Below are 14743 nucleotides of genomic sequence, written 5' to 3'. Positions count from 1 at the left end.
CACCTGACGGGGGCTGCTCCGCCACCTTGCAATGCCGCAACGCACGCCGCGTTTTGCCATGAAGCTCCGCCAGAAGATCCTGCTCCTCGCCGTCGCACCGCTGACCATCGCCATGCTGGCGATCATGCTGACCGTGCGGCATCAGTCGATTGCGCTGGCGCGGCACGAGCGACAGTTGGTGGAATCGGCGTACCTGCAGGCCAAGGAAACCGAGCTGCGGTCTTACGTCAAGCTTGCGCAGAGTGCCATCGCCCCGTTGCTTGCGTCCGGCCAAAGTGGTGACCCAGCCCGGGACGAAGCCACGCGCGACGAAGCCATGCGCACCCTCGCCCGCCTCGACTTTGGCACCGATGGCTACTTTTTCCTCTACGACTTGCGCGGCCGCAACCTGATGCACCCGCGCCAGCCCGAACTTGTCGGACGCGACTTGTGGGACCTGACGGACTCGGGCGGCCAGCCGACCATCCAGAAACTGGTGGCTGCCGCGCAGGCCGGTGGCGGTTTCGTGCGCTATATGTGGGACAAGCCATCGACGCACCAGAGCGTGCCCAAGCTCGGTTATGTCGAGCCAATTCCGCAGTGGGGCTGGATGGTGGGCACCGGTCTGTACCTGGATGACATCGAGCAGACCCTGCGAGAGATTGACCAGCGCGCGCAGGCCAACATCGACCAGACGCTGGCGTGGGTCGTTGGCATTGCCGCGATCAGCATCCTGCTGGTAGCCGGCAGCGGTTTGGCGCTGAACGTGAGCGATCACCGCCAGGCCGACGCCAAGCTGCGCCAGCTCGCGCAGCAAGTGGTGAAGTCTCAGGAAGACGAGCGCGCGCGCGTCTCGCGCGAGTTGCACGACGGCATCAGCCAGGTGCTGGTGTCGACCAAGCTGCTGCTCGAAACCGCGCATGGTCATCTCGAAGCGTCACCTGTGTCGCCGCCGTCCATCGAACGGGCCGACAGCATGTTGCGTCGCGCGCTTGATCGGTTGAACGGCGCGCTGGGCGAGGTGCGGCGGGTGTCGCACAACCTGCGTCCCGCCCTGCTGGATGATCTCGGCTTGGCGGCTGCGCTGGAGCTGCTTGTGCGCGAAACGCGCGAAGCGCACGAAGACAGCCAGCCGGGGTTTGCGATTGCGCTCGAAGTGGTCGGGCCGCCCGTGCAGCTACCGGACGCGTGCAACACCGCGCTGTTCCGCATCGCGCAGGAGGCTGTCTCGAACATCGAGCGCCATGCCACGCAAGCCACGCGCATCGGCGTACTGCTTGAAAACGATCTTGATGCCGTGCGCTTGTCTGTTCGCGACAACGGGCCCGGCTTTGATGTGGAATCCGTGCAGGTGGACCCGCAGCACGGCATCGGCTTGCGCAACATGCGTGAACGCATGGCCGCGCTGGGCGGCACATGTACCGTCGCCTCGGGCCCGCACGGCACCGAGGTGTGCGCTGTGCTGCCGCATATCGTCATCGCTCAACTGGCTTCTGCTCCTTCTTCTTCCCTCGTATGAATATGCGAACACCCGCGCCCGTCAAACTGCTTCTCGTCGACGATCACCCGCTCGTGCGCGATGGTGTGCGCATGCGGCTGGAAGCTGTGCCGCATTTCGAAGTGGTGGGTGAAGCCGGTGACGCCGATGCCGCCCTGCGGGCCGCGCGCACCTTGTCCCCCGATCTGGCACTGATGGACATCGGCATGCGTGGCATGAACGGCATTGCGTTGACCGAGAAGTTTGCCGAGGAATTTCCCGAGATTGCCGTGCTCGTCCTGTCGATGCACGACAACCTGGAGTACGTGCGGCAGGTGATCCGTGCGGGCGCGCGTGGCTACGTGCTCAAGGACGCGCCTGCCAGCGAGCTGGTTGAGGCCATCGACGCCGTGCTGGCCGGCCGACCGTTTTACAGCGCGCAGCTGGCGATGCGCATGGCCGAGCAGGCTGTCATGCCCACGCCGGTCGAGGCGCTCACGCCCCGCGAGCGCGACATTCTCGATGGCATCGCCAAGGGCTATGCCAACAAACGCATCGCCGACGAGCTGGGCCTATCCGTGCGTACGGTGGAATCGCACCGCCTGAACCTCAAGCGCAAACTCGGCATCGAGGGGCAGGCGGAGCTGGTGAAGTTTGCGGTGGAGTTGGGAAAGGGCCGTTAGACGCCCTTCGTGCCTTCCACGTAATCGCGCACCATCGCCTCGAACGAGGTGTCGCGGCCAAAGCCCATCGTATCGGCGCGAGCGGTATCGAAGCGCGCCGGCCAGCTTTGCACGATGGCCTTGATCCGTGCGTCCGGCTCCCAGCGGATGCGCGATACCGGCGCATCGCCCGCCACCCTGCGCAGCGCTTCCACCATCTCGCCCACACGGACCGTAATGCCCGGCAGATTCAATGAACGGCGATTGCCCCATGCCGACGCCGGCAGCGTGTACGCGTGCAGCAGCGAGGCCACCACCTGGCGCGGCGACGCGAGCCACAGTTCGGTCTCGGCTTCGACCGGGCAGATGGCGTCTTCGCCCGACAGTGGCTCGCGGATGATGCCGCTGGCAAAGCTCGATGCCGCGCCATTTGGCTTGCCTGGGCGCACCGACACCGTCGGGATGCGAACGGCGCGGCCATCAACGTAGCCCTTGCGCGAATACTCGCCCACCAGGAATTCGCCCATCAGCTTTTGCACGCCATACGAAGCCTGCGGCGTGGCAGCCGTGTCATCGGTGACGATGGCCGGCAACTGACCGCCGAACACCGCCACTGAACTGGCGAACAGCACGCGCGGCGCCCGGCCGGTCTTGGCGTGCTGCGCGCGTAGCGCATCAAGCAATGCGCGCGTGCCGTCCAGGTTCACGCGCATGCCAAGGTCGAAATCAGCCTCGGCGGTGCCGCTCACCACGGCGGCCAGATGGAACACGCCGCCCACGTTTTCGTCGATCACCTGGGCGATCAGGGCCGGGTCGGAAGCATCGCCTGTCACATAGCGCACGCGCGCATCGGCAATCTGGCCGGCCACCTGGTCCAGCACGATGAAGGTCTCGATCGGCTGCACCGCGCCGTCCGCGCCGGGCAGACCGGGTTGCTGGAGCAGTGCCGCCAGCACGCGCTGGCCGAGGAAACCGGCGCCGCCGGTGATGACGATGTTCATGGTGTCTCCTTGTTGCCTGACGTAAGCGCCCGGCGTTTTGTCGATGCCTAGGGTAAACAGGGATGAAGCTCTGCGACTCAACTTGTATGATGACACGACGAATTTACGCTTGCCAAGACATCCCTGCCACCATGTTTGAACGACTCGACGCCACGCCTTCCCTGTCCGACCGCGTGGCCCAGACCCTGATGGACAAGATCGACGCCGGGGAACTGCGCCGCGGCGAACGCATGCCGTCCGAAACCGTGCTCGGACAAGAATTCGGCGTGAGCCGCACCGTGATCCGCGAAGCCATCTCACGTCTGCGCCACGAAGGCGTGGTCGAAGCGCGCCAGGGCAGCGGCGTGTACGTCACGCAGCAGGCGGGTCTCAAGCCCTTGCGTATCGACGCGGCCCAGGCCGGCTCGATCGATGCCGTGCTGCACATCATCGAACTGCGCCGCGCCCTGGAGGCCGAGGGCGCCGCCCTGGCCGCCCAGCGCCGCACCGATGCCGAGATGATCGAGATCGACGCCGCACTCGACAGCATCGACGCCGCAGTGGCAGCGGGCGGTGACGGCGTGACCGAAGACCTGCGCTTTCACCACGCCATCGCCGCCGCCAGCGGCAATCCGTTTCTGGTGCAGGCACTCGGCTTTTTCAGCCAATACCTGGAAGAAGCGATTGGTGTGACGCGCAGCAACGAAGCGCGCCGCGAAGACTTTGCACGCCAGGTCCGCGACGAACACCGCGCGATGGTCGAGGCCATTCGCCACCGCGACGCACTTGCTGCGCGCAATGCCGCGCAGACCCACATGTTCAATGCCGCACGTCGCCTGGCCGAGGGCCGCGATACGGCGCAAGACTGATTTCAGGAGCAATTCATGACGCAAACGGCGGCTGACCGTAAGGTTGGCGTGATCGGACTCGGCGCCATGGGCTTGGGCATTGCCAAGACCCTGCGCAATCACGGCTACACCGTGCATGCCTGCGACGCGCGCCCGGGTGCCGCTGCGGATTTCGCCAAGGAAGGCGGTGTGGCCTGCGCAACGCCCGCTGACGTTGCGGCGGGTGTGGATGTGGTGGTCTCGGTGGTGGTCAACGCCGCGCAGACCGAGGCCGTGCTGTTCGGCGAGACCGGCGCAGCGGGCGCCATGCGGCCGGGCGGCACCTTCGTCATGTGCTCGACGGTGGATCCGAACTGGTCCATCGCGCTGGAGGCACGCCTCGCGCAGCAGGGCATCCTGTATGTGGATGGCCCGATCTCGGGTGGCGCTGCCAAGGCCGCGTCGGGCCAGATGACCATGATGACCTCGGCCACGCCCGAGGCGTATGCGGCGGCGGGCCATGTGCTCGACGCCATGGCCGGCAAGGTCTATCGCCTTGGCGACAAGGCCGGCGCGGGCAGCAAGGTCAAGATCATCAATCAGTTGCTGGCCGGCGTGCACATTGCAGCGGCTGCGGAAGCCATGGCCCTGGGCCTGCGCGAAGGTGTGGCGGCGGATGCGCTGTATGAAGTCATCACCCATAGCGCGGGCAACAGCTGGATGTTCGAAAACCGCATGGCCCACGTGCTGGCCGGCGACTACACGCCGCTGTCCGCCGTCGACATCTTCGTCAAGGACCTGGGGCTCGTGCTCGATACCGCGCGCGCGACCAAGTTCCCGCTGCCGCTGGCGGCTACTGCCCATCAGATGTTCATGCAGGCGTCGACCGCCGGCTACGCCCGGGAAGATGATTCCGCCGTGATCAAGATCTTCCCGGGGATCACGCTGCCGGAGGGCCAGTCGAAATGAGCGCAGCGCCCACGCCCCGCCCGGTCCTCGGCTGCATCGCCGATGACTTCACCGGTGCGACCGACCTTGCCAACATGCTCGTGCGTGCCGGCATGCGCACCGTGCAGACCATCGGTGTGCCGCCGGCAGGTGAGGAAGCCATCGCTGCGGATGCCGATGCCATTGTCGTGGCACTCAAGTCGCGCACGATTCCGGCGGCCGATGCCGTGGCGCAGTCATTGAGCGCACTGCGCTGGCTGGGTGCGCAAGGCTGCTCGCGCTTCTTCTTCAAATACTGCTCGACCTTTGATTCCACCGACGACGGCAACATCGGCCCCGTGGCAGAGGCATTGATGGCCGAACTGGGCACCGATTTCACGTTGGCCTGCCCTGCGTTTCCCGAGAACGGCCGCACGATCTTCCGGGGCCATCTGTTCGTGGGCGACGTGCTGCTCAACGCGTCGGGCATGGAGCACCATCCGCTCACGCCGATGCGCGATCCGAACCTCGTGCGGGTGCTCGCGCGCCAGAGCGCGGGCAAGGTCGGCCTGCTGCGTTACGACACCATCATGCGCGGCGCCCAGGCCGCTCGCGATCAGGCCCAGCAACTGCGCGCCGATGGCGTGAAGCTGGCGATTGCCGATGCCATTTCCAACGATGACCTGATTGTGCTGGGCGAGGCGTTTGCCGACCTGCCCCTGCTCACGGGCGGCTCGGGCCTGGCGCTTGGCTTGCCCGCGCAATACCGCCGGGCGGGGTTGATCACCGAACATGGCAACGCGGCGCAACTGCCGGCGGTAGCCGATTCGGCGATCGTGCTGTCGGGCAGCTGCTCACGTGCGACGAACGCACAGGTGGCGCATTGGCGTGCATCGCGCCCGGCGTTCCAGATTGATCCGCTGGCGCTGGCCGAAGGCAAACCGGTGATGGTCGACGCGCTCGATTTCGTGCACCGCCATGCCGGTCAGACGGTTCTGGTTTACGCCACCAGCGCGCCCGAGCAAGTCGCCCACGTGCAGCAAACGCTGGGTGTGGAGCGCGCCGGCAAGCTGGTTGAAGATGCACTGGGCCGCATCGCTCGCACGCTGCATGCCGATGGCGTGCGCCGCTTCGTGGTAGCCGGTGGTGAAACATCGGGCGCGGTGGTGCAGGCGCTCGACGTGCGCGCGCTGCGCATCGGCCCGCAGATCGACCCAGGCGTGCCCTGGACAGCCACGATCGACAACGATCCGGTTGCACTGGCATTGAAGTCGGGCAACTTCGGGACGGTGGATTTCTTCGAGAAGGCGCTTGCGCAACTGGCGCAGGCTACAGCGGAGGCGGCGGTATGAGTGCGTCCACCGAAACAGCGCTGCGTGAAGAGATCGCCCGTGTCGGGCAGAGCCTGTATGCGCGTGGTTACACCGTCGGCACGGCAGGCAACATCAGCGCACGCCTGCCTGACGGCTGGCTTATCACGCCAACCGATGCCTGCCTTGGCACGCTGGACCCGGCGCGTATCGCCAAGGTGCTGGCGACGGGCGAGTGGGTTGGCGGCGACAAGCCTTCGAAAACGCTCGCTCTGCATCGCGGCATCTACGACCGCAATGCCGACGCGCATGCCGTGGTGCACACGCATTCGACGCATCTTGTGGCGCTCACGCTTGCCGGCGTCTGGAACGAAGCCGATGTGCTGCCGCCCATCACGCCGTACTACGTGATGAAGGTCGGCCACGTACCGCTCATCACGTATCAGCGCCCGGGGCATGCGGATGTGGCTTCGCAGATTGCTGCGCTGGCCAATGACGTGCGCGCCGTGCTGCTCGATCGACTCGGGCCCGTGGTATGGCACGGCTCGGTGTCGAATGCAGCCTACGCGCTGGAAGAACTGGAAGAAACCGCACGGCTTTGGTTGATGACCGAACCCAAGCCTGCACCGCTGTCCGACGCGCAGATCGACGAGCTGCGCCAGACGTTCGGGGCTCGTTGGTAGCAACCGATAGCAAATCGGTAGCGCCCGCTGCACGGCCCACATAAAACCTATACCGGAGACCACATGAACACCTCGACCGCCACCACGGCGGCGTTGCCTTCGCACGCCGTTTCAAAAGAGGACAGCGTTTATGCGCGCGTGTCGCGCCGCATCGTCCCGCTCATCATGCTTTGCTACGTGGTCGCGTACCTCGACCGTGTGAACGTCGGCTTTGCGAAGCTGCAGATGTCGCAGGCGCTGAATTTTTCCGAGACGGTCTACGGGCTGGGAGCCGGCATCTTCTTCATCGGTTACTTCCTCTTCGAGGTGCCGAGCAATCTGCTGATGAACAAGATCGGCGCGCGCATCTGGATCGCGCGAATCATGATCACATGGGGTTTGATCTCGGGCGCATTCGCATTCGTGCAGACGCCCACCCAGTTCTACGTGATGCGGTTCCTGCTGGGTTTGGCCGAAGCGGGCTTCTACCCCGGCGTCATCTTGTATCTGACGTACTGGTATCCGTCGCATCGCCGCGCGCGCATTGTGGCGATGTTCATGGCGGCCATCCCCATCTCGGGCATCTTCGGCAATCCGCTGTCGGGCTGGATCATGAGCGCCTTCCACGGGACGGGCGTCGGCGGCGGCTGGCAGGGCTGGCAGTGGATGTTCGTGATCGAAGCCATTCCTGCCGTGCTGGTCGGCTTGCTGGTGCTGTGGAAGTTCGATGACAGCATCCGCAAAGCCAAGTGGTTGTCGGAAGACGAGAAGCAGATTCTCGAAGCCAACATTGCTGCAGACAACAAAGGCAAGACCGAGCACCACGGCATCGGCAAGGTGTTCTCCGATCCGCGCGTGTGGATGATGAGCCTGATCTACTTCACCTTCGTCATGGGCCAGTACGGGCTGACGTTCTGGATGCCGACGCTGGTGAAGAACGCCGGTGTGAAAGACACCTTCATGGTGGGCGTGCTCTCCGCCATCCCGTACGTATGTGCGGCGATCACCATGGTGCTGATCGGCCGCAGCGCCGATGCACGCCGCGAGCGTCGCTGGCACCTGGTTGTGCCGGCGCTGATGGGCGCAGTCGGTTTTGCCGTGGTGGCCACGGCTGGGCACAACGTAGCCCTGTCGATCGTGTTCCTGTCATTGGCAGCTGCGGGTGTGCTGACGTGCGCGCCGCTTTTCTGGTCCCTGCCGACGGCTTTCCTGCAAGGCACGGCTGCCGCTGCCGGCATTGCCGCCATCAACTCGGTCGGCAACTTGGCCGGCTTTGTGAGCCCCTATATGATCGGTGCGCTCAAGGACATGACGGGCAGCACATCCGCCGGCATGTATGCGTTGGCGGGCGTGCTGGTGCTCGGCTGCATTGCCGTGTTGCGCACGCCGTCGAAGTTGGTCAATAAATAAGCAATCGTATTCAGAGGTCTGCCATGCCGCGCTTTGCCGCCAACCTGTCCATGATGTACCAGGAGCACGCGTTCCTCGACCGCTTTGCCGCTGCGGCAAAGGATGGCTTCGAGGGCGTGGAGTTCCTATTTCCCTACGACTTCGACAAGGCGGATATCCGCGCCCGTCTTGACGACGCTGGCCTCACGCAAGCACTGTTCAATGCTCCGCCGGGCGACTGGGCTGGCGGCGAGCGCGGCATCGCCTCGCTGCCCGGTCGCGAAGAGGAATTCAAGCGCGGCATTGCGACAGCGCTGGAGTATGCGCAGGTGCTGGGCAATACGCGCCTGCACGTGATGGCCGGCCTGCTACCCGCAGGTGCAGACCGCGCACGACATCACGCTACCTACGTGAGCAACGTCGCCTACGCTGCGCGCGAGGCTGCCGGCGCGGGCGTCACCATCGTGCTGGAACCGATCAACACGCGCGACATGCCGGGCTTTTTCCTCACGCACCAGGCGCAGGCACATGCGGTGTGCAAGGAAGTCGGCGCGACCAACGTCAAGGTGCAGTTCGACCTGTACCACGCGCAGATCATGGAGGGCGATCTGTCGGTCAAGCTCAAGCAGTACGTCGATGGTGTGGGTCACGTGCAGATTGCCGGCGTGCCCGATCGCCACGAACCGGACGAAGGCGAGCTGAACTATCCGCACCTCTTTGCATTGCTGGATACGCTCGGCTATGACGGCTGGGTCGGCTGCGAATATCGGCCGCGTGCCGGTACGAGCGAAGGGCTCGGCTGGCTTAAACGCTGGCGAGAAGGCCAACGCTGATCGGCATTGCTTCAAACAAAACGGCCGGAGCCGCACGCGCAGTCCGGCCGTTGTCTTTTGGGGCACCGCTTACGACTTGCAGGCGCCGAGGTAGTGCCCCTGGTAGTGAAAGCCGCTCTTCATCGGCCCGAACTGCGGATGCTGATACTGGCCATTGCCGCTGATGTTGTACGACGTGGGCGTAAGCGGGCCGCTGGCTTCGAGCACGCCCTTGCCGCCCTGTGGGTCTTCGCACGACAGCGTGACCTTGAGCTTGCCCAGCGTGTAGTTCCAGCGCGTGAGCTTGCAGCCTTGCTGGTCGCGCTGGATGGAGCGCTCGAACATGGCGCGCACATCGCCGGCATCGTTCGCGCTCAGGCAGCCGCGTTCGGGGCGGCTTGGCACTTGACGGCCTTGCTCGTCAAAGTGCGGCAACGGCTTGCCGTTCAGCGTTACGCTCGTCGTGCTTTCCCATAGGCCCGGCGTGACTTCCTGCGCGTGCGCGCACAGCGCCAGTCCAGCCAGCAGCACACCGCTGCACCGCAGCTTCATGTTCGATTCCTTGATGGGGGATGACGCAACCATCCCGCCGCCGCGCGGCATGCGCGGCGACGGAATGGTCGTCAGGGATGAGTGACGCGGGCGCGAATCGGCCCCGGGCTCAGGCGCCCAGGCGTACCGGTTCCTTGGCCAGCGAACGCGACGTCGGCATATGACCGTACGATGGCAGTTCAGCCTTGCGGCTTGCGGCTTCCAATTGCATGCCGATCGCGTCGGCAGCATATGCGGCCGTTGCGCCGCTGGTGCCGACCACGAGGCGATAGCCGCCACCGCGCACGGTCTGGATCAGGCCATCGCAGGGCGTGCCTGCCAGCGCCACGCGCAGCTTGCGCACGTGCACATCCACCGTGCGCTCACCCACGAAGACGTGGTTGCCCCATACGCGGTCCAGCAGTTGTGTGCGCGAGTGCACGCGTTGCGGATGCGCGACGAGAAAGTGCAGCAGGCGGAATTCGAGCGGACTGAGCGGAATGGCGCGCGGGCCGGTGTCGGTTTGCGCAGTCACGCCCAGTGTGAGCGGATCGAGGCGCAGGCCGTTGACCTGCAGGATGTCGTCGCCGTGCTGATGCGGCGCGCGGCGGCGCAGTACGGCGCGAATGCGGGCATGCAGCTCGCCCGTGTCGCACGGTTTGACGACGTAGTCGTCGGCACCGGCGTCGAGCGCGGCAATCTTGGCACGCGCATCGCCATGACGGGACAGCACGATGACCGGCAGACCGCGCGTCTGCATGTTGGCGCGCAACGCCAGCAGCATGTCGATCGACTCCCGCTCGGGCCATGTCCACTCCATCAGGAGCAACTCAGGCATGGCGGCCAGGATGGCTGCCTGCGCCTGGCCCGGATGGCTGACCCGTTGAACGTCGTGTCCACCATCACGCAGGGAAAACGACAGACGCTCCCCCTCTGCCTGGTCTTGTTCGACCAGCAAGATCTGAATACCCACTTTGTGATACCTCCCGTCTAACCAGCCGACACACTCCGGCGAGCAGCCTCGCGGCTGCGCTCTGCTGTCTGCGGTGCGCGTTGTTATGAGTGCCATGCGGGCAATTGCGCGTGTGCTCGCATGTCATTTCTTGCGGGCGCTGTTGTCCGGCCGTCGGCCTTGTGCGGATCGTCATGTTGCTATTCCCGTCGACGATCGCCAGCGGAGCCTCCTGGGTGTGGTGTCCAGGGTGGTCCTGAGAAAGGTCTGCAAGCCCCTCGGTGCCTGCCGCAGCGTGCCGAACCATGCAATCGTTTGCATAGTTTGCGGCGTTGCGTGCGCGCAATCCGAGCCGGCGCCCCCCCGAGCGCCGGTGAAGTAGGGATCCCCCACCTCCGTTGGCATAAGGCTTGTTAGCCCTCTCCCGTTTCCTCTAGTCATGAACCCCCCTTCTGGCTCAGAGAAAAGGGATTCCGTTTTGCCGGATTATAAGAATCCCGTAGGGATTCGTCACGCAGGAATTTTAAAATTTGGAAATTCATTCAATTCGACACGCATTGGGGTGGCGCGGTTGACATGCATTCTTCATAAAGCTATGCCAGGCAACGTTCTTGGCCGATACCATGCGTGTAATGATTCAAGCTTGGCATAAATGCATGACGATTATGCTCGCGCCGGCATAATCACCAATCTCATGTGTGGGCAGGTATTTTTTACAAAGCAATTCGATTTCCTAAAAATCAATTGATCTGTTTTGTTGGCAGGGGTAATTCGCGCGATTTAAAACTTTAGGATTACTGCTCGTTGTTTGAGCAACCTTCTTCGGGCAGACACAAAAAAAGCCCGCGCGAGGCGGGCTTCTTGTCCTAGTGTCGAGGCGGTGGCGGGCGTTAGCCCTGCAGGCGTTCTTCCAGGCGGGTCTTGGCGTCGGGCAGCGCTTGCGGCAGACCGTGTGCCAGTTTCGTGAACAATTCGTCGTGCAGGGCCAGTTCCTGCGTCCAGGCGTCCGCGTCCAGCGAGATCACCTTGGCGAACTGCTCGGCCGTGAAGTCCAGCCCGTCCCAGCTCAGTTCTTCGTAGCGCGGCGATACACCAAAGGCGTGCTCATCGCCCTGCGCGTGGCCTTCGATGCGATCGATCATCCACTTGAGCACACGCATGTTTTCGCCAAAACCGGGCCACACGAACTTGCCGTTCTCGTCCTTGCGGAACCAGTTGACGCAGAAGATCTTCGGCAGCGTGGCGCCACTTTCGGCCAGCTTCTCGCCCAGGTTCAGCCAGTGCGCAAAGTAGTCGGCCATGTTGTAGCCGCAGAACGGCAGCATGGCGAATGGGTCGCGGCGCACCACGCCTTGCTGGCCAGCAGCGGCGGCAGTGGTTTCCGAGCCCATCGTGGCAGCCATGTACACGCCTTCGGTCCAGTCGCGCGCTTCGGTCACGAGCGGCACCGTGGTCGAGCGGCGCCCGCCGAAGATGAACGCATCAATGGGTACGCCTGCCGGGTTGTCCCATTCCGGATCAATCGAGGGGCATTGTGCTGCCGGCGCGGTGAAACGCGCGTTCGGATGCGCTGCCTTGCGGCCGGTTTCCTTGGCGGTCTCGGGTGTCCAGTCCTGGCCTTGCCAGTCGATCAGGTGGGCGGGCGGCGTGTCGGTCATGCCTTCCCACCACACATCGCCGTCGTCCGTGAGCGCAACGTTGGTGAAGATGACGTTCTCTTTGAGCGTGGCCATCGCGTTGAAGTTGGTCTTCTCGCTGGTGCCCGGGGCCACGCCAAAGTAGCCGGCTTCCGGGTTGATGGCGTACAGGCGGGTCTTGCCGGCGGCGTCCTTGCGGGGCTTGATCCAGGCGATGTCGTCGCCGATGGTCGTCACCTTCCAGCCGTTCAGACCTGCGGGCGGGATCAGCATTGCAAAGTTGGTCTTGCCGCAGGCCGACGGGAAAGCCGCCGCCACGTGATACGTCTTGCCTTCCGGTGACGTCACGCCCAGGATCAGCATGTGCTCGGCCAGCCAGCCCTGATCTCGGCCCATGGTCGAGGCGATCCGCAGGGCGAAGCATTTCTTGCCCAGCAGCGCGTTGCCGCCGTAGCCCGAGCCGAACGACCAGATTTCGCGCGTTTCCGGGAAATGCACGATGTACTTGGTCGGGTTGCACGGCCACGGCACGTCCTTCTCGCCGGCGGCGAGCGGCTTGCCGACGGTGTGCACGCACGGCACGAAATCGCCGTCGGTGCCAAGCACGTCGTACACCGCGCGACCCATGCGGGTCATGATGCGCATGTTGACGGCCACGTACGGGCTGTCCGACAGCTCCACGCCGATGTGCGCGATCGGCGAGCCCAGCGGGCCCATCGAGAACGGCACGACGTACAGCGTGCGGCCGCGCATGCTGCCGTCAAACAGGCCGTTCAGCGTCTGGCGCATCTCGGCCGGGGCCGTCCAGTTGTTGGTGGGGCCGGCATCTTCCTTCTTCTGCGAGCAGATGAAGGTGCGGTCTTCCACGCGCGCCACGTCCGAAGGGTCCGACAGTGCCAGGTAAGAGTTCTTGCGCTTGGCCGGGTTGAGCTGCTTCATCGTGCCGGCGGCCACCATTTCGGCGCACAGGCGGTCGTATTCCTCTTGCGAACCATCGCACCAAACAATGCGCTCCGGCTTGGTGAGTGCTGCCACCTCGCCCACCCACGCGACGAGGCGCGGATGTTTCACGTAATCGGGCACGTTCAATGCAGGCACGCCCTGCATCACGGGTTGATTCATGACCAAAACTCCAATGAAAGTGAGAAAGAAATCGGTGGCGGATCAGCACGGTGGCCACGCCCAGCGGCGGGTTGGAAAGCGATCGACGGCGCATCATGAGCAGGCCGGATCAGCGATTTCCAGAGGGGGAGGTGAGGCAGGCGGAGGGACGGTAGCCGTGCTGGTTTCACATTCAGTTACAAAGCGGTGCGCTGGCGGAACGTGGGTTTTTCCGGGCAGCGGGGGCCGCGTGCGCTAAAGTGGCGGGACCGAGGTCAACAGACCATAGAACAAGGACTCGTCACCAGCGGGGCAGCGCAAATTGCGTGCCCGCGGCGGGCAATTCCAAACGTCGACACAGATTGTCGTGCGACGAGGGATGGGAAGAATACCACCGCGAGGGATCGCTGTTTTTTGCTGCGCACCATTGTTCGAAGTGAGATGTCGATGAAGATTGCCGTACTGGACGACTACCAAGACGCTGTTCGCAAGCTGGATTGCTTCAGCCTGATGCAGGACCACGAAGTCAAAGTGTTCAACAATACCGTCAAGGGTGTGGGGCAATTGGCCGCACGCGTGGCGGACGTTGAAGCCATCGTGCTGATCCGGGAGCGCACACGCATAACGCGTCAGCTGCTCGACCGCCTGCCCAAACTCAAGATCATCAGCCAGACTGGCCGGGTGTCGCGCGATTCGGGCAGCCATATTGATCTGGATGCCTGTACCGACAAGGGCGTTGTGGTGCTGGAGGGCAAGGGCTCGCCGGTGGCGCCGGCTGAACTGACCTGGGCGCTGGTGATGGCTGCTCAGCGTCGCATTCCGCAATACGTTGCGAGCCTCAAGCACGGCGCGTGGCAACAGTCGGGGCTGAAATCCACCACGATGCCGCCCAACTTTGGCATCGGCCGCGTCCTGAAGGGCCAAACGCTGGGCATCTTCGGCTACGGCAAGATCGGCCAGCTCGTGGCCGGCTACGGCCGCGCCTTCGGCATGAACGTGCTGGTGTGGGGCCGCGAGGGCTCACAGGAACGCGCACGCGCCGACGGCTTTGCCGTAGCGGAATCGAAGGATGCGCTGTTCGAGCAGTCCGACGTGCTGTCCGTCCATCTGCGGCTGAACGACGAAACGCGTGGCATCGTGACGGTGGCCGACCTCACGCGAATGAAGCCGACCGCCCTCTTCGTCAACACGAGTCGCGCTGAATTGGTGGAAGAAAACGGCTTGGTGACGTCGCTCAATCGTGGGCGTCCGGGCATGGCTGCCATCGACGTGTTTGAAACGGAACCCATCCTGCAGGGCCACACCCTGCTGCGCATGGAGAACTGCATCTGCACGCCGCACATCGGCTACGTCGAACGCGAAGGTTACGAGCTGTACTTCAGCATCGCGTTCCAGAACATCCTCGATGTCCTGCAGGGTAACGTCGACAGCGTGGTCAATCCGACGGCGCTCGCGCCAGCGCTGATCCGCGCATAACGCCAGCGTTCTGTCCGCCGT

General features: G+C 64.2%; 13 protein-coding genes. 9 read left to right on the top strand and 4 right to left on the bottom strand.

Features of this window, described 5'->3' with window-relative positions; genetic code table 11:
* Window positions 1–58: 58 nt before the first annotated feature.
* Together ACCD03_RS13620 and ACCD03_RS13615 are read left to right on the top strand one after the other, a co-directional pair.
* Entirely contained in the window at window positions 59–1498 is a 1440-nt protein-coding gene (locus ACCD03_RS13620) for a cache domain-containing protein (RefSeq protein ID WP_413411984.1), read from the top strand.
* Window positions 1495–2139 (top strand): response regulator, encoded by a 645-nt coding sequence (locus tag ACCD03_RS13615; protein ID WP_045205118.1) that lies wholly within the window; start codon window positions 1495–1497, stop codon window positions 2137–2139. The genes ACCD03_RS13620 and ACCD03_RS13615 overlap by 4 nt, the downstream gene beginning before the upstream one ends.
* Here the strand turns inward: ACCD03_RS13615 and denD are convergent.
* Window positions 2136–3119 carry a D-erythronate dehydrogenase gene (gene denD / locus ACCD03_RS13610; RefSeq protein ID WP_413411983.1) on the bottom strand — a complete coding sequence of 328 codons (984 nt, stop codon included), beginning with the start codon at window positions 3117–3119 and terminating at the stop codon, window positions 2136–2138. The genes ACCD03_RS13615 and denD overlap by 4 nt on opposite strands.
* A 131-nt stretch (window positions 3120–3250) precedes the next feature.
* Here denD and ACCD03_RS13605 point away from each other — a divergent pair, with 131 nt between their 5' ends.
* From ACCD03_RS13605 to otnI, 6 genes are all read left to right on the top strand, one after another.
* The gene (locus ACCD03_RS13605) at window positions 3251–3967 is read left to right on the top strand and encodes a FadR/GntR family transcriptional regulator (protein ID WP_253535909.1); all 717 of its coding nucleotides are present in this window, start codon (window positions 3251–3253) and stop codon (window positions 3965–3967) included.
* 15 nt (window positions 3968–3982) lie between these two features.
* The gene (ltnD, locus tag ACCD03_RS13600) at window positions 3983–4894 is read left to right on the top strand and encodes an L-threonate dehydrogenase (protein ID WP_253535910.1); all 912 of its coding nucleotides are present in this window, start codon (window positions 3983–3985) and stop codon (window positions 4892–4894) included.
* Window positions 4891–6204, top strand: coding sequence for a 3-oxo-tetronate kinase (gene otnK, locus ACCD03_RS13595; RefSeq protein ID WP_413411982.1), 1314 nt, complete (start codon window positions 4891–4893; stop codon window positions 6202–6204). Before ltnD ends, otnK begins: the two co-directional genes overlap by 4 nt.
* The gene (locus ACCD03_RS13590; RefSeq protein ID WP_413411980.1) at window positions 6201–6845 is read left to right on the top strand and encodes an aldolase; all 645 of its coding nucleotides are present in this window, start codon (window positions 6201–6203) and stop codon (window positions 6843–6845) included. Before otnK ends, ACCD03_RS13590 begins: the two co-directional genes overlap by 4 nt.
* 63 nt (window positions 6846–6908) lie before the next feature.
* Window positions 6909–8234 carry an MFS transporter gene (locus ACCD03_RS13585; RefSeq protein ID WP_413411978.1) on the top strand — a complete coding sequence of 442 codons (1326 nt, stop codon included), beginning with the start codon at window positions 6909–6911 and terminating at the stop codon, window positions 8232–8234.
* A 23-nt stretch (window positions 8235–8257) separates the two neighbouring features.
* Window positions 8258–9046: a 2-oxo-tetronate isomerase gene (otnI, locus tag ACCD03_RS13580; protein WP_413411977.1), complete on the top strand. Its 789-nt coding sequence runs from the start codon at window positions 8258–8260 to the stop codon at window positions 9044–9046.
* A 69-nt stretch (window positions 9047–9115) separates the two neighbouring features.
* Here otnI and ACCD03_RS13575 read toward each other — a convergent pair whose 3' ends face one another.
* The 3 genes from ACCD03_RS13575 to ACCD03_RS13565 form a co-directional block, all read right to left on the bottom strand.
* Window positions 9116–9577, bottom strand: a complete 462-nt coding sequence (locus ACCD03_RS13575; RefSeq protein ID WP_413411976.1) for a DUF3617 domain-containing protein — start codon at window positions 9575–9577, stop codon at window positions 9116–9118.
* Window positions 9578–9686: 109 nt separating this feature from the next.
* Window positions 9687–10529 carry a winged helix-turn-helix domain-containing protein gene (locus tag ACCD03_RS13570; protein WP_413411975.1) on the bottom strand — a complete coding sequence of 281 codons (843 nt, stop codon included), beginning with the start codon at window positions 10527–10529 and terminating at the stop codon, window positions 9687–9689.
* An 869-nt stretch (window positions 10530–11398) separates the two neighbouring features.
* Complete coding sequence (locus tag ACCD03_RS13565) at window positions 11399–13267, bottom strand: phosphoenolpyruvate carboxykinase (GTP) (RefSeq protein WP_413411974.1); 1869 nt, start codon at window positions 13265–13267, stop codon at window positions 11399–11401.
* A 426-nt stretch (window positions 13268–13693) separates the two neighbouring features.
* Here ACCD03_RS13565 and ACCD03_RS13560 point away from each other — a divergent pair, with 426 nt between their 5' ends.
* A complete protein-coding gene (locus ACCD03_RS13560) occupies window positions 13694–14722 on the top strand; it encodes a D-2-hydroxyacid dehydrogenase family protein (RefSeq protein WP_024977009.1) in 1029 nt (342 codons plus the stop codon).
* The last annotated feature ends 21 nt before the right edge of the window (window positions 14723–14743 follow it).

Origin of the sequence: Ralstonia sp. Ralssp135, from assembly GCF_047304345.1 — a bacterium.
GTDB lineage: Bacteria > Pseudomonadota > Gammaproteobacteria > Burkholderiales > Burkholderiaceae > Ralstonia > Ralstonia chuxiongensis.
This window is presented reverse-complemented; position numbering and strand designations above follow the sequence as displayed.